This is a genomic window from Streptomyces sp. NPDC047000 (assembly GCF_040644295.1).
GTDB lineage: Bacteria > Actinomycetota > Actinomycetes > Streptomycetales > Streptomycetaceae > Streptomyces.
Genome location: NZ_JBEYWE010000019.1, coordinates 32,990 through 59,857 on the forward strand (window position 1 = coordinate 32,990; position 26,868 = coordinate 59,857).

Genomic DNA, 26,868 nt, shown 5'->3' on the forward strand with positions numbered 1-26,868 from the left:
TCGCCAGGCCGTGTGTCCGACGGCGTGTCAGGGGCCTCATCACCAACGAGCCTAAGCCGGGTGGATGGCGTATCGGCGTATATACGCCATCAATACATCCTAAAGAAGAGCTAATTCCTGAAAATCGGACCATGCAGAGCAGTTGGGAACCGAGCCGGATCCGTCGTGCCGTGGCCGTGACGGTGCCCGCCGCCGTGATGCTCGTACTGGGGCTGTGGGGCCTGGACCGCGGCGGCATATGGCGCGACGAGGCCGTCACCTTCCAGGTCGCCCGCCGCTCGGTGCCGCAGATCTGGCGGCTGCTGCACTCGGTCGACGCCGTGCACGGCCTGTACTACCTGCTCATGCACGCCGTCCTCGCCGTCCGCGCCGGCGAGGTCCCGCTGCGGCTGCCGTCGGTGTGCGCGGCGGCCGTGACCGCCGGACTGATCGCCGCACTCGGCACCCGGCTGGCCCGGCCGCGTGTCGGCCTGTGGGCCGGGCTGCTGTACGCGGTCACCCCGATGGCCGACCACTACGCGCAGGAGGGCCGCTCCTACGCCCTGGTCGCGGCCGGGGCCACCGGCGCGACGCTGCTGCTCGTACGGGCGGTGAGCGGCGGCGGCCGGTCCTGGTGGCCGTACGGTGTGCTCGTCGGCGTCACCTGCTGGCTGCACGAGTTCGCGGTGCTGCTCCTCCTCGCGCACGCGATGACGCTCGCGCTCGCCCGGACGCCGTGGCCGGTGTGGCGCGGGTGGGCCGTGGCCGCGGGCACCGCCGCCCTGACGCTCGTCCCCCTCGTCCTGGTGTCCCGGACGCAGTCGGCCCAGCTCGCCTGGGTGCGCGAACCGGATCCGGCCACCGCCGAATGGCTGGTGCGGGAGTTCCTCGGCCAGTCCGACCCGGTCTACCGGATCTGTCTGGTCCTCGCCGTGCTGGGAGCGGCCGGCGTCCTGGGCCGCCGGGGCGAGCCGACCGCCGCCGGGGTGGCCCTCCCGCTGCTGCTGGTGCCGCCGGCCGTCCTGATGACGGCGTCCCTGGCCACCCCGCTGTACGTGGACCGCTACGTCCTGTACGCCCTCGCCGGCGCCCCCCTGCTCACCGCGCTCGGCGCGGACCGCCTGACCCGGCTCCCGTACCGGCGGTCCCCCCGCGACTCCCCCCGCGCAGACTCGCGCGTCGTCCCGGGCCTTCGGCCTCCGGCGCGCCCGCGCAGCCTCGTCCGGCCACCGCTGCCCCCGCCGGTCACGGTGCCCGGGGCACGCGGCGCCAGGCGGCCGATCCGGATCACCGTGCCGTGGCCGGAGCGCCGTTTCCCGCGCAGCCGCTCGCGTGCCGTGCCGGACCGTCGCCCGCCGACCGGTCCGGCCCGTGCGCCGGAGATGTCGCCGGGGGCGCCGTCGGTGGTGTCCGGGCTCGGGGTGCGCCGGGTGAAGGGGCTGGTCGGTGCCGCCGGGCGCCGGCTGCGCCACTGCCTGCCGCGCACCCGCTCGCGCGTCGTCCCGGACCGCCGTTCCCCGGCCCCTCCGCCCCGTCTTCCCGGCGTGCTGCCGCCGGTCACCGTCCTCGGCCCGCTCCGCACGGAGCGACCGGTCAGGTCCACCGGGTCCGACGGGTCCGACGGGTCCGCGGACCGGTGGCCGCGCCGCCCTCCGCGCGACCCAGCCCCCCGCTTCCCGGGCGGGCCGGCCGGCCCACGCCCCCGCCGTCCGGGCGTTCCCGCGAACTCACCCCCGGGCCCTCGCCCCGGCCCGCCCGCGCCCCGCCGCTCCGGCACCGTCCGCTCCCGCGTCGTCGCCGCTGCCGGGGTGCTGGCCGTCGGCGCCGTCCTCGTCGTCCAGCTCCCCGTCCTGCGGGCCGACCGTCTCGCGGCCACCCGGCCCGACGACCTGGCCCTGGTCGCCGCGCTCGCCGGGCGGGAACTGCGGCCCGGGGACCCGGTGCTGTTCCTGCCCTCCCACGCCCGCGGCACGGCCCTGGCGTATCCGGCCGGGTTCCGCGGCACGCGTGACGTGGCGCTGGCGGGGCCCGCGGCCGGTTCGGGGACGCTCTACGGCCGTGAGACGGGCGAGCGGACCCTGCGCCGCCGGCTTGCCGGGCTGCGGCAGGTCTGGGTGGTCGCCGAGCGGCGGGTCCTGGACGCCCCGGGCTATCCGGGCGATCCGGCCGAGCGGGCCAAACTGACCGTGGTGGAGGAGCAGTTCACCCTCCGCGAGGAATCCGTACGGGGTGCGGTGGCCCTGCGCCTCTACACGCGCCGCCCGCCTATCCGCACTCCGGCGTCTCCCGCAGCGCCGCCGCGTCCAGCGCCCTGGTGAGGGAGTCGAGCCGTTCCTTCAGGTCGCCGACCTCAGCGGCCGGCACCCCGGTCGCGGCGACGATCCGCCCCGGCACCTCGAGCGCCCGCTCCCGCAGCGCCGCCCCCTGTGCGGTCAGCCGCACCTCCACCGACCGTTCGTCCCGCGCGCTGCGCTCCCGCCGTACGAGCCCCGCCGCCTCCAGCCGCTTGACCAGCGGGGACAGCGTGCCGGAGTCGAGACGCAGCCGCTCGCCCAGCTTCTTCACGGGCAGGTCGCCGTCCTCCCACAGCACCATCATCACCAGGTACTGCGGATAGGTGAGGCCGAGGTCCTTGAGGATCACCCGGTAGACGCCGTTGAAGGCGCGGGCCGCGGCGTGCAGGGAGAAGCAGATCTGGAGGTCCAGACGGAGCCAGTCCTCCCGCTGGTCCTGCTCGGCGGCGGTGGGCGGGGTCGCGTTCATGCCCTCCAGGGTACCCCGGTGGGCGACATTCAGTTGTGCACAATTGAATTGTGTGCTCTACTCATGGTCGTGAGGCGGCCGGAGAGGCCGCCGCAACGTGACTCGAGAGGGATGGTTCTCCATGGACGCGCTCTACACCGCTGTCGCCACCGCCACCCACGGCCGTGAGGGCCGTGCCGTCTCCTCCGACGGCCGGATCGACCTCCCGCTGGCCATGCCGGTGGAACTGGGCGGCAACGGCCAGGGCAGCAACCCCGAGCAGCTGTTCGCCGCCGGTTACGCCGCCTGCTTCGGCAGCGCCCTCGGCCTCGTCGGCCGCGCGGCGAAGGTGGACGTCAGCGATGCCGCGGTGACCGCCGAGGTCGGCATAGGCAAGCAGGGCGAGGGCTTCGGTCTGAAGGTGACGCTGCGCGTGGAACTGCCCGGATCCGTGGACGAGGCGACGGGCCGCAAGCTGGTCGAGCAGGCCCACCAGGTCTGCCCCTACTCCAACGCCACCCGCGGCAACATCGACGTCGACCTCGTCGTGGAGTGACGCACGGCGAATGGCGCACGGCGGGTGGCGGCCGGTGGATGACGGCTGGGAGCGGCCGGGAGCGGCCGGTTCCTCCGGGACGTCACCCCGCCGCGAGCAGCCCCTCCCGCCCCGCCGCCGCACCGGGCGCCCCGGCGGCCCCGGGCGCGGACGGCGACGGCTCGCCGAGCAGCAGCGTCCGGACGACCCGCTCGGCGGCCCGTCCGTCGTCGAACTCGCAGAACCGCGCCCGGAAGGCCGCCCGCAGCCGCGCCGACTCCTCGTCCCGCCAGGCCCCCGAGGCGAACAGCCACCGCAGCTCCCGGTCGGAGCGGGACACATGCCCCGGCGGCTCGGCCGTCACGTCGAAGTAGGCGCCCCGGCTCGCGGTGAAGGTGGCCCAGTCGTCGGCGTGGATCACGACGGGCCGGTCCAGGTTGGCGTAGTCGAACATCAGGGCCGAGTAGTCGGTGATCAGCGCGTCGGAGGCGAGCATGACCTCCTCGACGTGCGGTTCGTCCGTCGCGTCGACGAGGACACCGCGCCGGTGCAGTTCGGCGAGGCCCATCCCCCGCGCGGGACCGGTCGCCAGTGAGGGATGCAGCCGCACCACGAGCGTGTGGCCCTCGCCCAGCGAGGCGGCGAGGGCGGTCAGGTCGACGCGCTCGCAGTGGCCGCCACGGACATGGTCGCGCCGGGTCGGGGCGTACAGCACGACGGTGTGGTCCTCCGGGATGCCGTACCGGAAGCGGAACGCGGCACCGTCCGCGTCCGAGGCGTTCACCAGCACGTCGTTCCGGGGGCTCCCGGTGCGCGCGGACGCGAAGTGGCAGGGGTAGGCCCGTTCCCACACCACCTCGGAGTGCCGGTTGGCGACCAGGCTGTGGTCCCAGCGGTCGGCGCGGCGCAGCATCTGCGGCACGTCGACGCCGTAGCGGCCGCCCGGTTTGTCCAGCAGATCGGCCGCCATGTACTTCAGCGGGGTGCCCTGGTGGGTGTGGATGTAGACGCTGCCGGGGCGTTTGGCCAGGGTGCCGGGCCAGTTGACGTTGTTGACGAAGTACGTGGCGCGCGCGGTGACCTCGTGGAAGCGGCGCGAGCCGAGCAGGACGTGCTCGGTGCCGGACGGCAGCAGGGCCGCCTGCCCGGCGTCCTCCACCACCCACACCCCGCGCAGCCGCGGCGCGAACTCCCGCTGTGCGCGGTAGACGGCCGCCGGGTCGCCGAGCATGCCGCGGTGCGAGAACGCGGAGTAGACGACGAGGTGGTCGTCCAGCGGACGCAGTGCGTGCAGCGTCGACCAGCCCCGTCCGGTGCGCCCGGCGACCGACCGTCCCACGGCCCCGGCGCCCCGTCCGAGCCCCCGGCCGGCCCGCCGGACCTGCCGGCCGGCGCGGTACGCGGTCCAGCCCGCGGTCAGCAGTCGCAGTTCACCGTCCACGCGCGCGCCGTCGGGCCGTCGTTCGCGGAACATCCGTGCCGTGCGCCGGAAGAACTCGTGCCGGTCGGCGGGCGGCAGCCGGTCCGGTTTGGCGAGGATGTCGAGGCAGTGCTCGCCCATCTTGCGGTGCAGGTACGGCAGCCAGCCCGTGAGTTCCGGGTGGGAGTCCACGAACGTGAAGACCCGCTCGTACTGGTCGTGGATGTCGAAGTGCTTGCGGCTGGTGGTGGACAGGATGTTGCCCTGTCTGCGCTGGCGGTAGGCGAGGCAGATCCGGTCGAGCACGGCGATCCGTCCCGCGCTGAGCATCACCGGGAACGTCCAGGGGGTGTCCTCGTAGTAGCCCGGCGGGAAGGCGAAGCCGTTCTCCGTGACGAAGTCCCGCCGGTACACCTTGTTCCACACCACCATCAACAGGTCGAGGATCCGGGGGTGTTCGGCGGTGGTGAAGGTGCCGTCGCCGGCCTCCGCGAGCACCTCGGCGAGGGCGTTGCGGCGGGTGCCGCCCCACCAGTAGGTGCGGGCGTAGTCGAAGACCAGCACGTCCGGGTCGCCGCTCTCCTCCAGCCGGGCGGCGACGGCGGCGAGGGCGCCGGGAACGAGGGTGTCGTCGCTGTCGAGGAAGAGGAGGAAGTCGCCGGTTGCACGGGCGAGTCCGGCGTTGCGGGCGCGGCCGAGGCCGACGTTCTCCGCGAGGTGCAGCACCGTGACGCGCGGGTCGCGGGCGGCGTACTCGTCGAGGATCGCGCCGGAGCCGTCCGGGGAGCGGTCGTCGACGGCGATCACCTCGATGTCGGCGAACGACTGTTCCAGCACCGAGTCGAGGCACTCGCGCAGGAAGCCCTGCACCTTGAAGCAGGGCACGATGACGCTGATGCGGGGCACGGGTCGGCTCCTCAGGGGGCGGAGGTCGCGGCGGCGGGGGCGGGCACGCGCTCGGCGAGCGGCACCAGGGGCGGCAGGGCCTCCGGCGGCTCGCCCAGCAGCACCCTGCGTACGACCCGTTCGGCGGCCCGGCCGTCGTCGAACTCGCAGAAGCGGGCGCGGAAGGCGGCCCTCAGCCGGGCCGGTTCCGCTCCTGCGTACGAGCCGTCGCGGAACACGGCGGCCAGTTCGTCCGGGGTTCTGGCCACGGCGCCCGGGGGAGCGGCCAGGAGGTCGAAGTAGACGCCGCGGGTGTCCCGGTAGACCTCCCAGTCGTCGGCGTACACCACGATCGGCCGGTCCAGGCAGGCGTAGTCGAACATGATCGACGAGTAGTCGGTGACCAGTGCGTCCGCGGCCAGGCAGACGTCCTCGGCGGAAGGATGGGCGGTGACGTCGATGATCCGGCCGGTGGCCCGTTCCAGGGGGCCGCGGTCGTAGAAGTAGTGGGCGCGCAGCAGGACCACGACGTCGTCCCCGGCCGCCCGGCAGAACGCCTCCAGGTCGAGGCCGGTCTCGAAGCCGGTGCGGTGGTCGCGGTGGGTGGGGGCGTAGAGGACGGCGGTCGCGCCCTCGGGGACGCCGAGTCCGCGCCGGACGCGGGCCACGTCGGCGGCGGTCGCCGTGCAGTACACGTCGTTGCGCGGGTAGCCGTACTCCAGCGCCTCCCAGGAGCCGGGGAAGGCGCGTTCCCACATCTGGGTGGAGTGGCTGTTGGAGGAGAGGTTGTAGTCCCAGCGGTCCACGCGGCTCAGCAGTCTGGTGAAGCTGCCGGTCTGCGCGGCGACCACGGGGTACGTCGACTGGTCGACGCCCATCTTCTTCAGCGGTGTGCCGTGCTGTGTCTGGAGGTGGACGCTGCCGGGGCGTTTGACGACACCTTCGGCGAAGTTGGCGTTGTTCACGAGGTACGTGGCGCGGGCCAGCACCTCCCAGTAGCGGCGGCTGCCGATCAGCGCGTACTCGACGCCGTCCGGCAGGGTGTGTTCCCGGCCGGGCTCGACGAGGAACACCGACCGGATGTGCGGGGCGAGTTCACGGGCCTTGGCGTGGATCGCGGCCGGGTTGCAGGTGTAACCGCGGCCCCAGTAGGCGCAGTAGACGGCCAGGTCCGGATCCAGCGGGCGGCGCAGATCGCGGGCGTAGCGCAGCCGGGTGCGCAGCATGTGCGGGCGGGGTACGGCCCCGGCCGTCCGGACCGCCGTCCGGTTGACGCCCCGGAGGGCGCGGAAGGCGCCGTGGGCGCCCCGGGCCAGCAGCCGGTGCTGCACGCCGAGGCTGCCGCCGGGCGTCCGGTACCCGGCCGGACGGTGCCGGCGGTACAGGCGGGCGGCCCGGCGGAAGAAGGCGCGGCGGCCGGACGGCTGCCGCCCGGGGCGGGCGGCCGACCGCAGCACCAGGGCGAACAGCTGGGTGAACAGGGCGTACGACTGCTCGGGCGTCGCCTGCCGTTCGGCGGCCCGGGTCAGCACCAGGTCCACCTGGTCGAGCAGGTCGTGCTGGTGCGGTCCGGGCGCGTTGAGCCGGCTGCCCTGCCGCCGCAGCCGGTGCCGTACGAGGACCGAGCGCAGCACGGCGATCCGCCCCGCGTGCAGGGTCACCAGGCCGCCCCAGCCGGTGTCGGTGAAGTGGCCGTCGGGAAAGGTGAGGTGATGCTCGGTGAGGAAGTCGCGGCGGTAGGCGGCGCTCCACGCCGGGACGGGCACGCCGGTGAGGGACGGCACCCGCTCCGGGGCGAAGGCGCCGTCGGGGGCGGCGTCCGGCAGCAGCGGCGGCCGGGTCGGCTCGCCCTCCCACCAGGGCACCCGCTCGTGCTCGGCGTAGAGGACGTCGACGTCGCCCGTCCGCGCGAGGCGGGTCTCCAGCGCGGTGAGCGCGCCGGGTGCCAGCAGGTCGTCGCCGTCGAGGAACAGCACGTAGGTGCCGGTCGCCGCCCGCAGGCCCGCGTTGCGTGCCCCGCTCAGGCCCGCGGCGGGCGGTGAGTGCACCGGGGTCACCCGGGAGTCCCGCCCGGCGTGACCGGCCGCCACGTCGTCGGCGGGGCAGCCGGGGGCGTCGGTCACGGGGATCAGCTGGAGGTCGTCGCAGGACTGGCCGAGGACCGAGTCCAGTGCCTGGGACAGCCGCCCGGCGGCCCCGTGGGACGGGACGATGATGCTGAAGCGGGGCATTCTGCTCTCTCGGTCGGACGGCGCGGGGACACGGCGCGGGCACCGGGGAAGCGGGCACGCGGCGCGGGCACGCGGCGTCGTACGGCGTGGACGGGCGACGGGTGTCGTACGGCGTGGACCGACGGCGGACGACGGTCGGCGTGGAACACGTGACGGACGTCGGTCGGCGCGGGCGTACGACGGCCCGTCCTCCTGGAAAACGGCCGGTGGTGTGATCTGGTTACGGTCGTTCTCCCGGCCGCGCGCAGGACGGTCGGCGAACGCGAGGAGGCGGGCCGCCGTCGGCCCGCCTCCTCGAACAGGTATGCGCCGGAACGCTACTTGACCGCCCCGGCCATCACACCGGACACGAACTGCCGCTGGAACGCGAAGAACACGGCCAGCGGGATCACCATCGAGATGAACGCGCCGGGCGCCAGGACGTCGATGTTGTTGCCGAACTGCCGTACCTGCGTCTGCAGGGCGACCGTGATCGGCTGGGTGCTCGACTTGGTGAACACCAGCGCGACCAGCATGTCGTTCCACACCCACAGGAACTGGAAGATGCCGAGGCTGGCGATCGCCGGACCGCCCAGCGGCATCACGACCCGGGTGAACAGCCGCAGTTCACCCGCGCCGTCGAGCCGGGCCGCCTCCAGCAGTTCGCGGGGGATCTCGGCGAAGAAGTTCCGCAGCAGGAACACCGCGAACGGCAGACCGAACCCGGTGTGGAACAGCACCACCCCGAAGATCGTGCCGAACAGCCCGATCCTGCCGAAGAGTTCCGCGATCGGGATGAGCGCCACCTGCACCGGCACGACCAGCAGCCCGACCACGCCCAGGAACCACCAGTCACGGCCCGGGAACTCCATCCACGCGAACGCGTAGCCCGCGAGGGAGCCGATCACGACGACGAGCAGGGTCGCCGGGACCGTGATCAGCAGCGTGTTCACCAGGGAACTCGTGATGTCGCTGTTCTCCAGGAGCTTCGTGTAGCTGCCGAAGGTGAGCTGCGAGGGCTCGCTGAACACCTTCCACCAGTCGCTCGCGCTCATGTCCTCCGGCGTGCGCAGCGAGGACAGCAGCAGCCCGATCGTGGGGACCAGCCAGAACAGGCCGACCAGGATCAGGAAGACGCGGACCAGTCCGCCGCTCAGCAGACCCGTCAGCCGCTCCCCGAGCGAGGGCCCGCGCCCGGCCGCGGCGGCCCGTGCGCCGGCCCGTGCGCCGGCCGGCTCGGTGACGCTCTCGGCGTGCGCCGTCGTCATCGCCGTACCTCCCGCCTGAGTCTGCGGATGTTGAACAGCATCACCGGGATGACGAGCAGCAGCAGGAACACCGCGATCGCGCTCGCGATGCCCGGCTGGTCCTCGGCGAAGCCCTTCCGGTACAGCTCCAGCGCCAGCACGTCGGCGTCGTCCTGGGAGGAGCCCGGGGCGATGATGAAGACCAGGTCGAAGATCTTCAGCACATTGATCATGAGGGTGACGGTGACGACCGCGAGGACCGGCGCGAGCAGCGGGACGGTGATCCTCCGGAACACCTGCCACTCGTTGGCGCCGTCCACCCGCGCGGCCTCCAGCAGCTCCCTCGGCATGCCCGCGAGGCCCGCCGCGATCAGCACCATCGCGAAGCCCGCCCACATCCAGACGTAGCTGCCGATGATCGCCGGGGTGACCAGGGACGGGCCCAGCCAGTTCACGCCGTTGTACGGCTCCCTGAAGTTGCCCGCCGGGAGCCTGAGCCGCGCCCCGTCGGCGGTGGCGGGCAGCGTGAACGTGCCGTCGTCCGCCGCCTTCGCCGACGCCACCACCTTGCCGTCCCGCACCGCCTCGACGCGCATCCCGGGGTAGCCCAGCTCGGCCGGGTCCGGCACGCCCAGCCTGCCGACGCCCCTGCCGCGGGTGAAGTCCTGCCAGGTGGTGCCGGTGATCTTGCCCGGTTCGGGCCGGCCCGCGACGGCCTTCTTCGCGCCGTCGGGCATCCGGTCCGGCGCGACCCCCACCAGCGGCAGGGTGACGGTCTGCCCGGTGTGCACCGCGGCCGACGTGACGAACCCGCCGTGGTCGGGCTTCAGCGGCGACTGCCGGCCCGGATGGGCGTTCGGGAACGACGACGACCGGACGAACGTGTCGTGGACGCCCACCCACACCGCGTTCGCGACGCCCTTGTCCGGGTCCTGGTCGTAGACCAGCCGGAAGATGATGCCGGCGGCGAGCATCGAGATCGCCATCGGCATGAAGACGATCAGCTTGAACGCCGTGCCCCAGCGGACCCGTTCGGTCAGCACCGCGAAGACCAGGCCGAGCGCGGTGGAGACGGCGGGCGCCACGATCACCCAGATGATGTTGTTCTTCAGGGCGGTGCGGATGCCGTCGTCCGTGAACAGGGCCTTGTAGTTGTCGAATCCGGCGAAACCGTGCCCGGAGGAGTCGTAGAGGCTGCGGACGACCGAGTACCCGATCGGGTAGACCACGAGCGCGCCGAGCAGGACCAGGGCGGGCAGCAGGAACAGCACCGCCACGGACCTGCGGGTGCCGGTGACGCTCCGGCTCTTCGGGTACCGCGGTGACTTGGGCGCGGCGGGGGCGGCTCCCGCCCCCGCCGCCGTGGCCGGCGTCATCCCCCGATCAGCTCCCGCCGCCGTACGCCGCCGCCGCGTCCTTCTCCAGTTTCGCCTGCGCGCCCGCCACGTCCGACGGGTTCTTCAGGAAGTCCTGGAGGTCCTTCCACTCGCCCTTGCCGGGCGTGCCGCCGAACGCCTGCGGCGCCTGGTCGGACATGTCGAAGCGGAAGTCGTCACCGGACGCGATCAGCGACTTGGCGATCGTGCGCTGCACCTCGTTCGGGTACGCGGAGTCCGGCACGTTCTTGTTGGGGGAGAGATAGCCGCCCAGCTTCGCCTGGATCGTCGCCGCGTCCGGGGAGGCCAGGAAGGTGGCCAGCGCCTGCGCCGCCTTGGAGTCCTTCAGGATCACCGCCGCGTCACCGCCCGAGACCACCGGCGCGCTCGAACCCACCGCCGGGAACGGGAACACCTTCGCGTCCGTGCCCACCTTCGCCTTGGTCTCGGCGATGTTGACCTGCACGAAGTCGCCCTCGTAGACCATCGCCGCCTTCGGCTGGTCGCCACCGGTGAAGGTCTGGGTCACCGACTTCGGGAACTCCGTCTGCAACGCGCCGTCCTGACCGCCCGCCACATAGTCCTTCTTGCCCCAGATCTGCGCCAGCGTCGTCAGCGCCTGCTTCACCGACGGGTCCGTCCACTTGATCTTGTGCTGGGCGAGCCGGTCGTACTTCTCCGGGCCCGCCTGCGACAGGTACACGTTCTCGAACCAGTCCGTCAGCGGCCAGCCGTCCGCGCCGGCCACCGAGAACGGGGTGACGCCCGAGTCGTACACCGCCTGCGCGGCCGTCATCAGCTCCTGCCAGGTCTTCGGCTCCTTGGCGCCCGCGTTCTCGAAGACCTTCGCGTTGTACCAGACCAGCGACTTGTTCGCGGCCTTGTAATACACGCCGTACTGCTTGCCGCCGACCTTGCCGATGTCCTGCCAGCCCTGCGAGTAGTTCTTCGCCAGTTCCGCCTGCGCCTCGGCGCCCAGCGGCTTGGCCCACTTCTTGTCCACGGCCTGCTTGATGGCCCCGGGCTGGGGGAGCAGCGCCACGTCCGGCGGCTGACCGCCCGCGATCTTCGAACCGAGGAAGTTGATGATCGGGTCCTGCGCGGGCACGAAGGTGACCTTGGCGCCCGTGCGCTTCTCGAACTCCGCGAGGACCTGCTTGAAGTTCTTCTGCTCCTGACCGGTCCAGACGGCGGCCACCTCGAGGCTCGCCCCCTTCAACTGGGGAAGGGTGACGGTGCTGCCCGCCGTCGTGGCCCCGGCGGTGCTCTTGCCGCCGTCGCTCTTCTTGCCGTCGCCGCCGCCGCACGCGGTGAGCGAGAGCGCCAGGGCCCCCACGGTGACGGCTGCCGCGGTCCTGGCGGTCCGGGTGGTCCTGGCGGTCCGGATCGTGCTGCTGCTCGTGCTCGTTCTGGTGCTCGTGCTGCGCATCACTGCCCCGTTCTTCGTTCCTCGTTGAACGTCGAGCGCTGTCCCGTGCGATCTGGTCTACGCCCGTCCGTGTGAGGGCGGCAAGAGTGCCTGCCTCGGCAAACGGGTGATCGTGACCGCGTCGTGACGTGCCGTCACAGGCAACCGGGTGAGGGCTGCGGGGGTGTTGGGTGGGGCTTGTGGGGGTGTTGGGCGGGGGTTGCGCGGGCGGTCGTACGGGGCGTGCGGGGCGTGCGGGTGCGGGGCGGCGGCCCTGTCGCCGCGGTACGGGAGTTCTCGTACCGCGGTCGGCCGCGGGGAGGCCGTTTCTGCTCCGGGCTCCTCGCGCGGGGGTATCGGTGGGTGGGCAGTGGGTGGAGGCGTCCGGGTCGGCCTCCGGGCGGGTGTGGGTGGAGGTGCCCGGGTGTGCGGGCAGGTGACGGGGGCTCAGAGGAGGGACGGGACCTCGGCTGCCGTGACCGAACGGGCCGCCCGTTCCAGGGCACTCGCCAGCAGGGCCAGGTCCGTCGGGCCGTTGCCCAGTTCGCGGACCTGGCGGCGGGCCGGCGGGTCACCCATGCGCTGCCACTCCAACGCCACCACCGTGGGACGCAGGGTGGCGGTACGGGGTATGCGGCCCGTGACCCGGCCGCCCTGGAAAGCGGTCACCCGGCCGTCGGGGAACGTCAGCCGGCCGCGCCCCGGGGCCGGTTCGTCACCGGGCTCCCCGCTCCGGGGATCGGCGTCGGCGGTTCGTTGTGCGGGTGGCGTGTCGAGCGTGACGCGGAGCGTGGCCCGGTGCGCCGGTTCGGTGTCCGCCGCACGGCTGCCGGGGCCCGTCGCCACGACCAGGTGCACGCCGAGCCGTTCGCCCTCCCGGGCCACCGCGTCCAGCGCCCGCAGCACCGAGCCCGCCGCGGGCCGCCCGGGCGACCCCAGTGCCGGGGAGACCAGCGCGTCCAGGTCGTCCACGACCACCACGAGCCGGGGCAGCGGTGGCGCGGCCTCGGTCTGCCGGGCGGCGGAGGGCGGCCGCAGGCGGAGGGTGGTGCTCGGCGGGCTCTCCAGATCGCCGTTGGCAGGGGAGACGGAGGCGGAGGCCGAGGTGTTGGCGGACGCGGAGACGTAGGCGGACGCGGAGGCCGACCCCGGGGCGGCCGTGCCGGTGGCGCGGCCGCCCGCCGTGCGCTGCGGGACGATGCGGCCCGTCGGTTCGGAGCGGGTCCGCGTGTGCGTGTGCCACTCGGCGAAGTCGGCCCGGCCCAGCAGCTCGGCCCGCCGCTTCAGCTCGGCGGCCAGCGACTGCGCGAACTCCCGCATCCGCACCGGGTCGTCGGCGGTCAGATGGGTGGTGGCGTGCGGCACCTCGGTGCACACGCCCAGACCGTCGCCGGGACCGGCCGCCCCGTGGGCCCCGGGGGCCGCGTGCGGGCCGTGCAGACCGTGGGGGCCGTGCGTGCCGCCCTGGCCGCCGGACGTGCCGGTGCCGTCGCGGCCGTCTCGGCGGTCACGGCCGTCGACGAGGACGATGCCGAGCCGGTCGGGGCGCTCGGCCGACGCGAGCGAGGCCACCACGGCCCGCAGCAGCTCCGTCCGGCCGCTGCCAGGGGGCCCCTCTATCAGCAGATGCGGGCCGTCGGCCACGAGATCGGCGACCAGCGGGCCGCGCGGTCCGGCACCGAGTACGGCGCGGGCCCGGCCGCCGGGTGAGCCGGTGTCGTCGGCCGCGTCCGCCCAGCGTGCCATCAGCGAGGCCGGGGTGGCCCTGGCCAGGCCCAGCTCGTCCAGCAGCCGGGCCGACGGCGGCAGCGGAGCCGACACGCCCGTGTGCGGCCCGCCCTGGGCGGCATCGGTGCGCAGCGGCGCGAGAGCCCGCGCGAACCGCTCGGCCCAGGCGGACGACACCGCGTCCACGGCGGCCACGGTGCCGGGCCCCACGGGCGCGCCGTGCGCCACACGCATCAGGCGCAGCGCGGTCGCCACGTCACCGCCGAGCAGCGCGACGGCCCCGCAGACGCGGAAGGGCGCCGACACCGCGCAGGCCGCCGTGTACGTCTCCGTCACCGGGGAGGCGAACGAGGCCGGGTCGGTCTCCGCGAGGCACAGCACATGGATCCCGGCCGCGGGCCCCTCCAGCGCCAGCCGCGCCACCGCCTCCCGCAGATCGGCGCCACCGGGGTCACCGTCCACGACGACCACGCTGTACGGGCCGGGGAAGGCCTCCACCGGCGTGCCCGGCGTGTCGTGCCCGCCCCGCGTGTCGTGCGCATCACGCGGTTCGTGCGGGTCATGCGTGCCGTGTGTACGGCGTGCCGTGGGGTCGTCCAGCCGGCGCAGGAGTTCGGCCGTGCGGGCCATGGCCTGTTCACGGTCGTAGGCGACCAGGAGACGGCAGTCCTGCCCGCGGGCCGGACGCAGATGGGGCAGCCAGCCGAGCCAGGACCACTCGTCGGTGCGCTCCTCGACCGGGCGGGCCCGGTCCGTGCTGAGCAGCACCACCTCCAGTACCTCGGGGGAGTGCAGCGCGGTGAGCTGGGCCAGCACCGAGCGGGCCAGCCCGGCCAGCCGGGGACGCGGCCCGGCCAGGCCCAGCGCACCGGCCTCGCGCAGCGCGGCGGTCACCGGTACGGCGGGCAGCAGACCGGCACCGTCGGGAGCCGTACGGTCGGCCGTGCCCAGCCGCACCGTCAGAGCCTCGGGATGCCCGGCCCCGCGCTCCCACAGCCGTGGGCCGGGGCCCAGCGCCGTCAGCAGCAACGCCGCCGGGTCCGGCCAGGTCTCCGGCTGCTGCGCCCGTACGGCGTCACCCGGGGCGGCACCGGCTCCGGCGCCGCCCGTCTCGTGCGGCTGCGCCCCCTTGCCTCCGGCCAGCCTCCGCGCCCAGGCGGACAGGCCGCCTCGCTTGCGAGCGGTGTGCGAGGCGTCGGCGGTGGGGTGGGGGACGGGACCGGGGGCCGGGGCGGGACCGCCGTCCCCGCTCGCGTCGGACGGCCCGGTGGCGTGAGCCACGGGCGGATTGCCCGCGGCCGTGGGCGCACCGGGGACACCCCGGCCACGCGCACGAAGGTCCGCGCCGGGGCCGGTCCGGTCGTCGAACGGGCGGGTGCCTGCCTCGGTGCCGGGTGTGCCGTGCCGGTGCGCCGGGCCGGTGTGGGCGCCCGGGGCGTGACGGTCGTACGCGCGGGTGTCCGCGTCGGGAGAGGCGGGGTCGTCGTACAGGTGGGTGCCGGGGCCGGCGCCGGGGGTGCCGTGGTGGTGTGCCGTGCCGGTGGGTGTGCCGGGGCCGGTGCGGTCGTACGCGCGGGGGTCCGTGGCGGGGGTGCGGCCGTGGAGCGGACCCGCCGGACCCGCGCTGCCCTGTGCGGTCTCCCGGCCGGGTGTCCGGACCGCCTCCCCGGCATCCCCGCCCGCAGCCCGTCGGCGTTGCGCGCGGGTGCCCTCGTCCTCCCCCAGGACACCCGGGGCGTACGCCTCGCCGGCCCGTCCCCCGGGGCGGCTGCCCGTGCCCTGGTCGTCACCGGCCGTGCCCCGGGTCCGCGCGCGCGGGTCGTCCTCGGGGGCCGCGCCGCGCCCGAACGGTCCCGGCTCTTCCGCCGTGGTCCACCGGCCCTGCGCAGGGGTGTCCCGGCCGCCGCCGATGGCTTCCGCCCCGGGGACGCCCGTACCGCGCCCGCCGCCCGTCCGGGGCCCGGGCAGGCCGGCCGCCCTCGTGGCCCCGCCGCGCCGCTCGCCGTCCGCCGCGCCCGCACTTCCCCGGCCGTCCCCGCTCCCGGCACGCGGGAAGTGACCCCGCCCCGGGACCACGGGAGGTTCCCCGGGGCCGTGACCCGGGGCGCCCCGGCCCGCCTGGCCGTAGCCCTGGTGGATGCCGTCCGCCGGAGCGGCCGCGGCGGGGTCCACCGGAGCGGCCGGTGCGGCCGACTGGTGCGGCACGCGCGCGTGGGCGCCGGGGACGGGGCCGGTGCCGCCCTGTCCGGACGCCGTGGCAGCCGCAGAGCCTGCCGGTGCCGCCGCCGTTGCCGCCGCCGTTGCCGCTGGGCCCGCCGCAGGCGTCACCGTCCCGGCTCCCGTCCCGGCTCCCGGCCCGGTCGTCAGACGGACGTGGCCCTCGCCGTCCGGGGCCGTCGCCGCGCGGGCGCCGGGGCCGCCGGCCGGGGCGAGGCGCAGGGCCGACTCCCCCAGACGGAGCAGCGCGCCCGGCGGGAAGCGGACCTCCTGGGGGCCCACGCGGACGCCGCCCAGCAGAGTGCCGTTGGTGGAGTCCAGGTCGGCGACCGAGACCCGGCCGTCCGCTTCGACGGTGATCGCGCAGTGCAGGCGGGAGACGTCCGGGTCGTCCAGGGGCACCTCCGCGTCGGCGGAGCGGCCGACGCGGATCCGGCCGCCGTGCAGCAGATGCACCCCGCCCGCGTCCGGGCCGGCCACGACATGCAGCTGCGCCGGCGCGTCGTCCGTCTCGGGATGCGCCTCCGGTTCGCCGGGTGCTCCGAGGAACAGCACCGCCCCGTCGGTCAGCGGGGGCTCGCCGAGCGTGCGGCGCCTGCCGTCCAGCCGCTCCGCGCCCGCGTACAGCACGACCGCGCCGCCGCTCTCCCGGCCGCGCTCGTGCGCTCCGCCCCAGTCGCCCGCGACCGCCGCCGCCAGCGCCGACGCCACATCGGCCAGCGCGGTCCCGGACGGCGCCGTGACCAGCACGTCGCGGCGCGCGGCGCGCCCCCGCTGCTGCGGGGCGGGGCCCAGCGGGTCTACGACGGTCAGCCGGATCTGCATCGGCGCAGAGATCCCTTCCGCACGGGCGCCCACGGGCTCCGGGACGAGGACGCGTGCGGTTCCCCACCGCACCGCGGACCACCCCCGGCACCGCACGCGGGCACGTCGGCCAGCAGTACACCCGCATCCTCCCACCCGCCACTGACAGCCCGCCCGCCACCCGGCACCAAGTGATCTTGAATGGTCGGCTCTGCCCGCAAAAGTGCCGCGGAACCGGCACGCGGACGACCGCTTGAGATCGGCCACGTCCGGGTGCGGCAACCGAGGGACCGGGGCGAGCGTCTTTCCTTCGAACATGTCCGCCGTGCCGTGCGTTCAGGACAGTGGAGAACGGACCGGAACCGGAACGGCCCGCCGGCACCGGACCGGAGTCCCCGCCCGCACCGCCCCGCCGGTGCCGCACGGGACGCACAGTCGGACGACAGGCCGTCTCCGGGGCCTCCGGCACTACAGTGGGTCGGAACGTGAACCAGCAGCAGGGAGCGCATGACGTGCGGCCGGTAGGCAGCAAGTACTTCCTCGAGGAGCCGCTCGGACGCGGCGCCACCGGGACCGTCTGGCGTGCACGCCAGAGGGAGACGGCGGGTGCCGAGGCCGCCGTGCCCGGCCAGCCCGGTGAGATGGTCGCGATCAAGGTCCTCAAGGAGGAGCTCGCGAGCGACCCGGACATCGTGATGCGGTTCCTGCGCGAGCGTTCCGTGCTGCTCCGCCTCACCCACCCGAACATCGTCCGGGTGCGCGACCTGGTGGTGGAGGGCGATCTGCTGGCGCTGGTCATGGACCTCGTCGACGGCCCCGACCTGCACCGCTATCTGCGTGAGAACGGCCCGTTCTCCCCGGTGGGCGCCGCACTGATCACCGCGCAGGTCGCCGACGCGCTCGCCGCCAGCCACACCGACGGGGTCGTCCACCGGGATCTGAAACCGGCCAATGTGCTGCTGAGGCAGAACGGCGGCGAGATGCACCCGATGCTGACCGACTTCGGCATCGCCCGGCTCGCCGACTCGCCCGGTCTCACCCGCACCCAGGAGTTCGTCGGCACGCCCGCCTACGTGGCGCCGGAGTCCGCCGAGGGCCGCCCGCAGACCTCCGCCGTCGACATCTACGGCGCCGGGATCCTGCTGTACGAGCTGGTCACCGGCCGCCCCCCGTTCGCCGGGAGCACCGCTCTGGAGGTGCTGCACCAGCACCTGAGCGCCGAGCCGCGCCGCCCCTCCACGGTCCCCGAGCCGCTGTGGACGGTCATAGAGCGCTGCCTGCGCAAGAACCCCGCCGAGCGGCCCAGCGCCGAGAACCTCGCCCGTGGCCTGCGTGTCGTCGCCGAGGGCATCGGGGTGCACGCCAACAGCATGCAGATCGCCGCCGCGGACGGCGTCGCCGCCCTGCTGGCCCCCGACCCGGCCCCCGCCGCCGTACCGGGCGCGCCCGGCGCCTTCGACCCGCACACCCAGGTACTGGGCCACGCGGGCGGGAACGCGGGGGCGTACGACCCGAACGCCGCGACCAGCGTGCTGCCGCAGACCGGCCCCCCGCCGGGCGCCGCCGACCCGACGACCGTCCTGCCGCACACCGGCGCCGCCGACCCCACCACGGTCATGCCGCCCGTGCCGCCCGGCCCGCCGGGCGGGGACGGGCAGCAGCCCGAGCAGCCGCATCCCTGGCAGACCCAGTTGCGTGCCGCCCGCGACCGCAACGAGCAGACCCAGATCCAGTACCTCGACCCCGGCGAGGACCCGCTGCGCCGCCGTCCGCAGCGCCAGGTGGCCCGCCCCGACCAGCAGCCGCGCCAGGCGCCGCCGCAGGCCCAGGGGCGCCAGGTGCAGCGTCCGCCGCAACGGCAGCAGCAGCGCCACCAGCAGGGCCAGGGCCACCAGCAGGGGCAGGGTTACCAGCAGGGCCAGGGCTACGGCTATCCGGCGCAGCAGGCACCGTCCCAGCCGCAGCATCACGCCCCGCCGCAGCAGCCGAGGTCCCCGCAGCGGTACGCTCCGCCGGCGCAGCCCGAGACCCGGCGGCCCGCCCGCGAGCCCCGGCCGCCGAGGCAGCGCAGCGCGAACCCGATGAAGATTCCCGGTCTGGGCTGCCTGAAGGGCTGCCTGGTCACGATCCTCATCCTGTTCGTCGCGAGCTGGCTGATCTGGGAGCTGACCCCGTTGCAGCACTGGATCGGCACCGGCAAGGGCTACTGGGCCCAGCTGAGCGACTGGGTCCGGTCCACGGGCCACTGGATCAAGGAGATCGGTTCGAAGACAGGCGGGAACTAGCCACCTCCGGCGGTCACGTCCCCCTCGTTCCGTTCCCGGCCGTCCCGTTCCGGTGCTCAGGTGCGCGCGACTCGCGGCGGGTCTGGGGATTTGTCGATACCTGGCGGGTGATTTCCGCCTCTGTGGTGAAGGCCGGTTCGTCGGACGCGTAGTTTTGTCGGCAACACGCGTCTGTAGGAGCAGTCTTGGGACGGAAGATCGGCAGCCGGTACACCGCGCACCAGATCCTGGGGCGGGGCAGCGCCGGCACGGTGTGGCTGGGTGAGGGGCCCGACGGGCCTGTCGCGATCAAGCTGCTGCGTGAGGACCTCTCGTCCGACCAGGAGCTCGTCGGACGCTTCGTCCAGGAGCGCACGGCCCTGCTGGGCCTGGAACACCCCCACGTCGTGTCGGTACGCGACCTCGTCGTCGACGGCAACGACCTCGCGCTCGTCATGGACCTCGTCCGGGGCACCGACCTGCGCACCCGCCTGGAGCGCGAACGGCGCCTCGCCCCCGAGGCCGCGGTGGCGATCGTCGCCGACGTCGCGGACGGTCTCGCCGCCGCGCACGCCGCCGGGGTCGTGCACCGCGACGTGAAGCCCGAGAACGTCCTCCTCGACATGCAGGGCCCGCTCGGCCCCGGCGGCTCCCACCGTGCCCTGCTCACCGACTTCGGTGTGGCGAAACTCATCGACGCCCCGAAGCGCAGCAAGGCCACGAAGATCATCGGAACACCTGACTATCTGGCCCCGGAGATCGTCGAGGGACTCCCGCCGCGGGCCTCCGTCGACATCTACGCCCTGGCCACGGTGCTGTACGAGCTGCTCGCGGGCTTCACCCCGTTCGGCGGAGGACACCCGGGCGCCGTGCTGCGCCGCCATGTCACGGAGCGCGTGGTCCCGCTGCCCGGCATCCCGGACGAGCTGTGGCAGCTGATGGTGCAGTGCCTCGCCAAGGCCCCGGCCTCCCGGCTGCGGGCCTCCGAGCTGGGCGAGCGCCTGCGGGAACTGCTGCCCATGCTGGCGGGGATGCCTCCGCTGGACGTCGACGAGCCCGACGCCGACCCCGAGGAGGAGCCGGAGGCGCAGACCGACGCCCGGCCCGCGGCCCCGGCGCCGCCTGCGGGGGCACGGCGGGGCGCGGTACCGCTGGTGCCGGGCGCCAGGCCGGACTCCAACCGGGACACGCACACGTCGATGCGGGTGCCCGCGCCGGACGAACTTGCGGGGGGCGCCCGGGGGACGGCACGGGCACCGCGCACCTCCGGCGCCCCGCGGCCGGGTTCGGCGGCCCGCCATCGCGCTGCCGCGCGGCGGCGACGGCTCGTCCTGGGGGCGGTGGGGGTGGCCCTCGCCGCGGCGATAGGCGTGGGCGCGTGGCTGGCCACGTCCGGCGGCGACGACGATGCTCCGCAGGACACGAACCACTCGGCACCGTCCACTCCGTGACGTCGGACTGAGACGAAGGGGGCGCCCCCCGACCCCGCGGCCGAGCTGAACGGACACCACCCCTCGTACCCCGCCCCAGGGGTGCGGCCCCCTTGCCCCCCGCCCCAGTGGCTCCGCTTCCCGGACACTCGACCTGTGCCCACCTGCCACCCGACTCGGTGGAAGCGAAGGGGCACCCCTGAGAGGGCACCCCTCCAGCCCACCGAGTCGGGTGGGTGGGTGGGAAAGCCGGGGGCGGAGCCCCCGGGGTCGCTACGGCCGGGGCGGAGCCCGGGGGCGGGGGCGGAGCCCCGGCCTTCGCTCGGAGGGGGCGCAGCCCCCGGGACCGGGGCGGAGCCCCGGGGTGGGAGGGGGCGGAGCCCCCGGACCCGGCGTCCCGGGACGGGACGCCCTCGCTTCACGGCGCAGCCGTTAGGCTTAAGAGCGTGGCAGTCGTCGATGTATCCGAAGAGCTGAAGTCCCTCTCCTCGACCATGGAGTCGATCGAGGCCGTTCTGGACCTCGAGAAGATGAGGGCAGACATCGCCGTGCTCGAGGAGCAGGCGGCCGCGCCGTCCCTGTGGGACAACCCTGACGAGGCGCAGAAGATCACCAGCAAGCTCTCCCACCTCCAGGCGGAGGTCAGGAAGGCGGAGACCCTGCGCGGCCGGATCGACGACCTGGGCGTGCTCTTCGAGCTCGCCGAGGCCGAGGACGACCTGGACACCCGCACGGAGGCCGACGCGGAGCTCGTCGCGGTGCGCAAGGCGCTGGACGAGATGGAGGTCCGGACGCTGCTCAGCGGGGAGTACGACTCCCGTGAGGCGCTCGTCAACATCCGCGCCGAGGCGGGCGGCGTCGACGCCGCCGACTTCGCGGAGAAGCTCCAGCGCATGTACCTGCGCTGGGCCGAGCAGCGCGGCTACAAGACGGAGATCTACGAGACGTCGTACGCCGAGGAGGCCGGCATCAAGTCGACCACCTTCGCCGTGCAGGTCCCGTACGCCTACGGCACGCTCTCCGTCGAGCAGGGCACCCACCGCCTGGTCCGGATCTCGCCCTACGACAACCAGGGCCGCCGTCAGACGTCCTTCGCGGGTGTCGAGGTGCTGCCCGTGGTCGAGCAGTCGGACCACGTGGAGATCGACGAGTCCGAGCTGCGTATCGACGTCTACCGCTCCTCCGGTCCCGGCGGCCAGGGAGTCAACACGACCGACTCCGCCGTCCGCATCACCCACCTGCCCACCGGCATCGTGGTCTCCTGCCAGAACGAGCGCTCGCAGATCCAGAACAAGGCGACCGCGATGAACGTCCTCCAGGCCAAGCTGCTCGAGCGGCGCCGCCAGGAGGAGCAGGCCAAGATGGACGCGCTCAAGGGTGACGGCGGCAACTCCTGGGGCAACCAGATGCGTTCGTACGTCCTGCACCCGTACCAGATGGTCAAGGACCTGCGCACGGACTACGAGGTCGGTAACCCCGAGGCCGTGTTCAACGGTGAGATCGACGGTTTCCTCGAGGCCGGAATTCGCTGGCGCAAGCAGCAGGAGAAGTAGCCTCCACAGCAGCCCTGTCCGGCACCTCACCGGACCATAGCTTTGTCGACATGACAACTGCCGCCCAACTGTTCTCCAGTGGGCGGCAGTTGTCATTCGTGTGAGTCCTGCATCACATTTACAGAACTCAACTCCCTGCAAACGAACCTGAAGTGGGGCATCCCGTTCGCAATGGCCTTGACGGTGCCATGAAAAGTGGGAAAGGTGAAGGATGGCATGCGTATCTCTGGGGCGCATGTGAACCGGGGTACTTTGCAAGCGCAGTTGCCGTCCCCGTCGATCACGGCCCCGGGCGCCGCCTCATTGACGATGAGCTACTGGGGGTAGCAACCAGATGACCAAGAAGACGCGGATCCGGGTCGCCCGTGTGGCCGCCGGCGTCGTGATCGCCGCAGGCGCCTCGCTGACCGCCGCCGGCGCGGCCTCCGCCCTCGACGCGAGCGGGACGACGGAGAGCGGCACCGGCACGGCCACCGTGCTCGACGACCCCACCGACGCGACGGAGATTCCCACCGCCCCGGAGACGTCGGCGGCGCCCACCGAGCAGCCGACGGAGGTGCCGACGCAGCCCACCGAGGCGCCCACCCAGCCCACCGAGCAGCCCACCCAGCCCACCGATGAGCCCACGGAGCCCACGGAGGAGCCGACCGAGCCCACCGACGCGCCCACGGACAGCACCGGGCCGACCACTCCCGGCAACGGCAGCGGTGGCGGCAACAACGCCAACCCCGACGGCGGCTCCGGCGACTCCGCCCAGGAAGCGGGTACCTCTGCCCTCACCGACACCGGCACGGACACCGCGACCCAGGGCGGCGGTGACAAGCTCGCCGAGACCGGTGCCGGTCAGACCGCGTTCCTGCTGATCGGCGCCGCGACGATGATCGCCGGCGGTATCGGCTTCCGGGTGCTCCCGCGCCTGATGAGCGGCCGTAACGGCAGTGCCGCGGCCTGACCCGGTCGCGAGCCGGCCGCACGGACCCGCGGGCCCGTGCGGCGCGGAGGACCGCGGAGAACGACAGAACGGCGGGAGGCCCGGAGCGACACGCTCCGGGCCTCCCGCACCTCACGACTCACATCCGCCGCACCCGGCATCACCCGGCGCCGCGCGGCTCCTGCCGCGTACCAGGCCGGTTCCGCACCGGTCCTGCGCCGGTCCTACGCCGTCTGGTGCGCCAACAGCGCCACCGCGGCGATCAGTACCGCCAGCAGCGCGATCAGCGCCATCGGGTTCAGTCCCGCGAGGAAGTTCTCCTGCTGCAACCGCTCGCGGTTGGCGCGGCACACAGGGCACCGGCCCTCGTTCACGGGCGCCGCGCAGTTCGCGCACACCAACCGGTCGTACGTCATGCGCTCGCCCTCCTTGCACCGGCCATCACTGAAACCAACGTTCCCGCAACCGGGAATGTTCCCTTTCCACTGTCCCAGATTCCGCGGCCCCCGGGGCGCCGACCGCCGCAGCCGCCCGATCGGCCGCTCCGCAGCCGTTCCGTGGGACACCCATCGCCGGTACAAAAACACACAAGCCGCTCGCAACCCGTACCGGCGCCTGCACGGCCGCACCAGGTTGCCGTATGGTCACGCTCATCTACCCCCGGCGACCCGTGGTGCATCCGTGATCCGATTCGACAATGTCTCCAAGGTCTACCCCAAACAGACCCGCCCCGCACTCAGGGATGTCTCCCTGGAGGTGGAGAAGGGCGAGTTCGTGTTCCTCGTGGGGTCCTCCGGCTCCGGGAAGTCCACTTTCCTGCGGCTGGTGCTCCGTGAGGAGCGGTGCAGCCATGGCCAGGTGCACGTTCTGGGCAAGGACCTCGCGCGTCTCTCCAACTGGAAGGTGCCGCAGATGCGCCGCCAGTTGGGGACGGTGTTCCAGGACTTCCGGCTCCTGCCGAACAAGACGGTCGCGGAGAACGTCGCGTTCGCGCAGGAGGTCATCGGCAAGTCGAAGGGCGAGATCCGCAAGTCCGTGCCGCAGGTGCTCGACCTCGTCGGGCTCGGCGGCAAGGAGGAGCGCAGACCCGGTGAGCTGTCCGGTGGTGAGCAGCAGCGTGTCGCCATCGCGCGCGCCTTCGTGAACCGGCCCAAGCTGCTGATCGCCGACGAGCCCACCGGCAACCTCGACCCGCAGACCTCCGTCGGCATCATGAAGCTGCTCGACCGGATCAACAGGACCGGTACGACCGTGGTGATGGCGACGCACGACCAGAACATCGTGGACCAGATGCGCAAGCGCGTCATCGAGCTGGAGCAGGGCCGCCTCGTCCGCGACCAGGCGCGCGGCGTCTACGGCTACCAGCACTGACGGTCCCGGAAAGGCTTAACCAGACGCCATGCGCGCCCAGTTCGTTCTGTCCGAGATCGGTGTCGGTCTCCGTCGCAACCTGACGATGACGTTCGCCGTCGTCGTCTCCGTCGCCCTGTCCCTGGCGCTCTTCGGCGGCTCGCTCCTCATGAGCGACCAGGTCAGCACCATGAAGGGCTACTGGTACGACAAGGTCAACGTCTCGATCTTCCTCTGCAACAAGAGCGACTCCGAGTCCGACCCCAACTGCGCCAAGGGCGCGGTCACCCAGGACCAGCAGAAGCAGATCCTCTCCGACCTGAAGAAGATGTCGGTCGTCCAGAAGGTGACGTTCGAGTCCCAGGACCAGGCGTACAAGCACTACAAGGAGCAGTTCGGCGACTCCCCGCTGGCCAGCTCCCTCACGCCGGACCAGATGCAGGAGTCGTACCGGATCAAGCTCAAGGACCCGCAGAAGTACCAGGTGATCGCGACCGCGTTCAACGGGCGCGACGGGGTCCAGTCCGTGCAGGACCAGAAGGGCATCCTGGACAACCTCTTCGGCCTGCTGAACGGCATGAACTGGGCCGCGCGCGCCGTGATGGCCCTGATGCTGGTGGTCGCCCTGATGCTCATCGTCAACACGGTGCGTGTCTCCGCGTTCAGCCGTCGGCGTGAGACCGGCATCATGCGCCTGGTCGGTGCCTCCGGCTTCTACATCCAGGCGCCGTTCATCATGGAGGCGGCCGTCGCCGGGCTGATCGGCGGCACGGTGGCGTGCGGATTCCTGGTGATCGCGCGGTACTTCATCATCGATCACGGTCTCGCCCTGTCCCAGAAGCTGAACCTGATCAATTTCATCGGCTGGGACGCCGTCCTGACCAAGCTGCCGCTCATCCTCGCCACCAGCCTTCTGATGCCGGCTCTGGCCGCTTTCTTCGCCCTGCGCAAGTACCTGAAGGTGTGACGCACGCCAAGAGGGCCGTACGGTGAACCCGCCGTGCGGCCCTCCGGCGTTGTCCTAGACTCACGGCCATGTCAGGCTGTCGCGATCTGTTCTGCCGGCCCCGCCGTCACCGCCGCGGGGCCGCCCTGACATTGCTCTTCGCGAGCGTCCTGGTGACCGGGGCCGCCACCGGGGCCTTCCCCGACGCGCGGGACGCGGACCGGACCGGCGGCGGGCCCGCGCCCGACACGGCCCCTGCCGCCTCCCGGCAGGAGGACGTCGAGAAGGCCGCCGCCGAGGCGATGGCCGACGGCACGTCCCCCATGGAGGCCGCCGAGCGTGCCGTGAGCCGCAGCGGGGACCGCTGGGGAGCCGTCTACTCCCAGGGCGACTACGAGGAGTTCCAGGAGGCCCTGGACGGCCGGTACACCGGCGTCGGCCTGGAGGCGCGGCGCGAGCGGGACGGCCGTATCGAGGTGACGAAGGTGCGCTCCGGGTCACCGGCGGCCGAGGCCGGTATCCGCAAGGGCGACCGGCTGTACAGCGTCGACGGCGCGAAGGTGGACGGCCGGCCGGTCACGGAGGTGGTCTCCTTACTGCGCGGTGACGCGCAGGACGCCCCTGCCGGCACCACCGTCACCCTGGGTCTGCGGCGCGGCACGCGCGCGTGGACCGAGACCCTGCGCCGGGCCAGCCTGTCCACCGACTCCGTGACCGTGCGCAAGCTGCCCGACGGCGTCACCGTCATCAGGATCGCCGCCTTCACCAAGGGCGTGGGCGGCGTCGTCCGCACCGCCGTACGGCAGGCCCCGGAGGACGCCGGGATCATCCTCGACCTGCGCGGCAACTCCGGCGGCCTGGTCTCCGAGGCCGTCACCACCGCCTCCGCCTTCCTCGACGGCGGCCTCGTGGCCACGTACGACGTGGACGGCGAGCAGCGCGCCCTGCACGCCGGCGCGGGCGGCGACACCGAGCGGCCCCTCGTCACCCTCGTCGACGGCGGCACGATGAGCGCGGCCGAGATGCTCACCGGCGCCCTCCAGGACCGGGGCCGCGCGATCGTGGTGGGCTCCCGCACCTTCGGCAAGGGCTCCGTCCAGATGCCGAGCGAACTGCCCGACGGCTCCGTCGCCGAACTCACCGTGGGCCACTACCACACCCCCTCCGGCCGCTCCGTCGACGGCCACGGCATCACCCCGGACCTCGTGGACGACCAGGTCGACCAGTCGGACCAGGCGGCGGTGGCGAAGGCGGAGACGGTCCTGAGCGGCCTGGGCGAGCAGGCGGCCACGGAACCCGGACCGTAATGGGTTCCCGTTCGCCCCGCCCATGGTGCGAAAATGGTCCGCACTATGGCTAAGGAAAAAGGGCGCAAGCTGATCGCGCAGAACAAGAAGGCGCGGCACGACTACCACATCCTCGACACCTATGAGGCCGGTCTGGTCCTCACCGGTACCGAGGTGAAGTCCCTGCGCCAGGGCCGCGCCTCCCTCGTCGACGGCTTCGTGCAGCTCGACGGCAACGAGGCGTGGCTGCACAACGTGCACGTGCCCGAGTACAGCCAGGGCACCTGGACCAACCACAGCGCCCGCCGCAAGCGCAAGCTGCTGCTGCACCGCGCGGAGATCGAGAAGCTGGAGTCGAAGTCCCAGGAGACGGGGCACACGATCGTGCCCCTCGCCCTGTACTTCAAGGACGGCCGGGCCAAGGTCGAGATCGCGCTGGCGAGGGGCAAGAAGGAGTACGACAAGCGGCAGACCCTGCGCGAGAAGCAGGACCGCCGCGAGACGGAGCGCGCGGTGTCGGCGGTACGCCGCCAGCAGCGCGCGTAGGCCGGGCCGGC

General features: G+C 73.4%; 18 protein-coding genes. 10 read left to right on the forward strand and 8 right to left on the reverse strand.

Annotation, left to right across the window (positions count from 1 at the left end; all coding sequences use genetic code 11):
- The first annotated feature begins 131 nt into the window (after window positions 1-131).
- Window positions 132-2,297 (forward strand): glycosyltransferase family 39 protein, encoded by a 2,166-nt coding sequence (locus ABZ862_RS26095; RefSeq protein ID WP_360962541.1) that lies wholly within the window; start codon window positions 132-134, stop codon window positions 2,295-2,297.
- On the opposite strand, the gene ABZ862_RS26100 is transcribed toward ABZ862_RS26095, so the two are convergent.
- Window positions 2,245-2,742 carry a MarR family transcriptional regulator gene (locus ABZ862_RS26100; protein ID WP_360962544.1) on the reverse strand — a complete coding sequence of 166 codons (498 nt, stop codon included), beginning with the start codon at window positions 2,740-2,742 and terminating at the stop codon, window positions 2,245-2,247. The two genes, ABZ862_RS26095 and ABZ862_RS26100, sit on opposite strands and share 53 nt — an antisense overlap.
- A gap of 121 nt (window positions 2,743-2,863) precedes the next feature.
- Between ABZ862_RS26100 and ABZ862_RS26105 the strand changes: the two genes are divergently transcribed.
- Window positions 2,864-3,277: an organic hydroperoxide resistance protein gene (locus ABZ862_RS26105; protein WP_360962547.1), complete on the forward strand. Its 414-nt coding sequence runs from the start codon at window positions 2,864-2,866 to the stop codon at window positions 3,275-3,277.
- Window positions 3,278-3,359: 82 nt separating this feature from the next.
- Here ABZ862_RS26105 and ABZ862_RS26110 read toward each other — a convergent pair whose 3' ends face one another.
- From ABZ862_RS26110 to ABZ862_RS26135, 6 genes are all read right to left on the reverse strand, one after another.
- The gene (locus ABZ862_RS26110) at window positions 3,360-5,582 is read right to left on the reverse strand and encodes a CDP-glycerol glycerophosphotransferase family protein (protein WP_360962550.1); all 2,223 of its coding nucleotides are present in this window, start codon (window positions 5,580-5,582) and stop codon (window positions 3,360-3,362) included.
- A gap of 11 nt (window positions 5,583-5,593) precedes the next feature.
- On the reverse strand, window positions 5,594-7,792 hold the full coding sequence (locus ABZ862_RS26115; RefSeq protein WP_360962553.1) for a CDP-glycerol glycerophosphotransferase family protein: 2,199 nt from the start codon (window positions 7,790-7,792) through the stop codon (window positions 5,594-5,596).
- Window positions 7,793-8,109: 317 nt separating this feature from the next.
- The gene (locus ABZ862_RS26120) at window positions 8,110-9,039 is read right to left on the reverse strand and encodes a carbohydrate ABC transporter permease (RefSeq protein WP_360962556.1); all 930 of its coding nucleotides are present in this window, start codon (window positions 9,037-9,039) and stop codon (window positions 8,110-8,112) included.
- Entirely contained in the window at window positions 9,036-10,394 is a 1,359-nt protein-coding gene (locus ABZ862_RS26125) for a sugar ABC transporter permease (RefSeq protein WP_360962558.1), read from the reverse strand. The genes ABZ862_RS26120 and ABZ862_RS26125 overlap by 4 nt, the downstream gene beginning before the upstream one ends.
- Window positions 10,395-10,401: 7 nt before the next feature.
- A complete protein-coding gene (locus ABZ862_RS26130) occupies window positions 10,402-11,823 on the reverse strand; it encodes an ABC transporter substrate-binding protein (RefSeq protein ID WP_360962561.1) in 1,422 nt (473 codons plus the stop codon).
- Window positions 11,824-12,249: 426 nt separating this feature from the next.
- Window positions 12,250-16,572: an FHA domain-containing protein gene (locus ABZ862_RS26135; protein WP_360962565.1), complete on the reverse strand. Its 4,323-nt coding sequence runs from the start codon at window positions 16,570-16,572 to the stop codon at window positions 12,250-12,252.
- A gap of 491 nt (window positions 16,573-17,063) precedes the next feature.
- Between ABZ862_RS26135 and ABZ862_RS26140 the strand changes: the two genes are divergently transcribed.
- From ABZ862_RS26140 to ABZ862_RS26155, 4 genes are all read left to right on the forward strand, one after another.
- A complete protein-coding gene (locus ABZ862_RS26140) occupies window positions 17,064-18,836 on the forward strand; it encodes a serine/threonine-protein kinase (protein ID WP_360962851.1) in 1,773 nt (590 codons plus the stop codon).
- A 185-nt stretch (window positions 18,837-19,021) separates the two neighbouring features.
- Window positions 19,022-20,266 carry a serine/threonine-protein kinase gene (locus ABZ862_RS26145; protein WP_360962568.1) on the forward strand — a complete coding sequence of 415 codons (1,245 nt, stop codon included), beginning with the start codon at window positions 19,022-19,024 and terminating at the stop codon, window positions 20,264-20,266.
- Between the two features lie 425 nt (window positions 20,267-20,691).
- Window positions 20,692-21,798: a peptide chain release factor 2 gene (prfB, locus tag ABZ862_RS26150; protein WP_360962570.1), complete on the forward strand. Its 1,107-nt coding sequence runs from the start codon at window positions 20,692-20,694 to the stop codon at window positions 21,796-21,798.
- 334 nt (window positions 21,799-22,132) lie between these two features.
- Window positions 22,133-22,750, forward strand: coding sequence for a hypothetical protein (locus tag ABZ862_RS26155; protein WP_360962573.1), 618 nt, complete (start codon window positions 22,133-22,135; stop codon window positions 22,748-22,750).
- 203 nt (window positions 22,751-22,953) lie between these two features.
- Here ABZ862_RS26155 and ABZ862_RS26160 read toward each other — a convergent pair whose 3' ends face one another.
- Window positions 22,954-23,145 (reverse strand): hypothetical protein, encoded by a 192-nt coding sequence (locus tag ABZ862_RS26160; protein WP_316753993.1) that lies wholly within the window; start codon window positions 23,143-23,145, stop codon window positions 22,954-22,956.
- A gap of 265 nt (window positions 23,146-23,410) precedes the next feature.
- Between ABZ862_RS26160 and ftsE the strand changes: the two genes are divergently transcribed.
- From ftsE to smpB, 4 genes are all read left to right on the forward strand, one after another.
- Complete coding sequence (ftsE, locus tag ABZ862_RS26165) at window positions 23,411-24,100, forward strand: cell division ATP-binding protein FtsE (RefSeq protein WP_360962576.1); 690 nt, start codon at window positions 23,411-23,413, stop codon at window positions 24,098-24,100.
- Between the two features lie 28 nt (window positions 24,101-24,128).
- Complete coding sequence (gene ftsX, locus ABZ862_RS26170) at window positions 24,129-25,046, forward strand: permease-like cell division protein FtsX (protein ID WP_360962579.1); 918 nt, start codon at window positions 24,129-24,131, stop codon at window positions 25,044-25,046.
- A 68-nt stretch (window positions 25,047-25,114) separates the two neighbouring features.
- Window positions 25,115-26,332 carry a S41 family peptidase gene (locus tag ABZ862_RS26175; RefSeq protein ID WP_360962582.1) on the forward strand — a complete coding sequence of 406 codons (1,218 nt, stop codon included), beginning with the start codon at window positions 25,115-25,117 and terminating at the stop codon, window positions 26,330-26,332.
- Between the two features lie 45 nt (window positions 26,333-26,377).
- Window positions 26,378-26,857 (forward strand): SsrA-binding protein SmpB, encoded by a 480-nt coding sequence (gene smpB, locus ABZ862_RS26180; protein ID WP_360962585.1) that lies wholly within the window; start codon window positions 26,378-26,380, stop codon window positions 26,855-26,857.
- Window positions 26,858-26,868 lie beyond the last annotated feature (11 nt).

Coding starts and splice junctions, on each gene's coding strand:
- ABZ862_RS26135 (WP_360962565.1), bottom strand. CDS start 16,572: ATGCAGATCCGGCTGACCGTCGTAGACCCGCTGGGCCCCGCCCCGCAG.
- ABZ862_RS26120 (WP_360962556.1), bottom strand. CDS start 9,039: ATGACGACGGCGCACGCCGAGAGCGTCACCGAGCCGGCCGGCGCACGG.
- smpB (WP_360962585.1), top strand. CDS start 26,378: ATGGCTAAGGAAAAAGGGCGCAAGCTGATCGCGCAGAACAAGAAGGCG.
- ABZ862_RS26115 (WP_360962553.1), bottom strand. CDS start 7,792: ATGCCCCGCTTCAGCATCATCGTCCCGTCCCACGGGGCCGCCGGGCGG.
- ABZ862_RS26175 (WP_360962582.1), top strand. CDS start 25,115: ATGTCAGGCTGTCGCGATCTGTTCTGCCGGCCCCGCCGTCACCGCCGC.
- ftsX (WP_360962579.1), top strand. CDS start 24,129: ATGCGCGCCCAGTTCGTTCTGTCCGAGATCGGTGTCGGTCTCCGTCGC.
- ABZ862_RS26160 (WP_316753993.1), bottom strand. CDS start 23,145: ATGACGTACGACCGGTTGGTGTGCGCGAACTGCGCGGCGCCCGTGAAC.
- ABZ862_RS26130 (WP_360962561.1), bottom strand. CDS start 11,823: ATGCGCAGCACGAGCACCAGAACGAGCACGAGCAGCAGCACGATCCGG.
- ABZ862_RS26125 (WP_360962558.1), bottom strand. CDS start 10,394: ATGACGCCGGCCACGGCGGCGGGGGCGGGAGCCGCCCCCGCCGCGCCC.
- ABZ862_RS26095 (WP_360962541.1), top strand. CDS start 132: ATGCAGAGCAGTTGGGAACCGAGCCGGATCCGTCGTGCCGTGGCCGTG.
- ABZ862_RS26105 (WP_360962547.1), top strand. CDS start 2,864: ATGGACGCGCTCTACACCGCTGTCGCCACCGCCACCCACGGCCGTGAG.
- ABZ862_RS26100 (WP_360962544.1), bottom strand. CDS start 2,742: ATGAACGCGACCCCGCCCACCGCCGCCGAGCAGGACCAGCGGGAGGAC.
- ABZ862_RS26155 (WP_360962573.1), top strand. CDS start 22,133: ATGACCAAGAAGACGCGGATCCGGGTCGCCCGTGTGGCCGCCGGCGTC.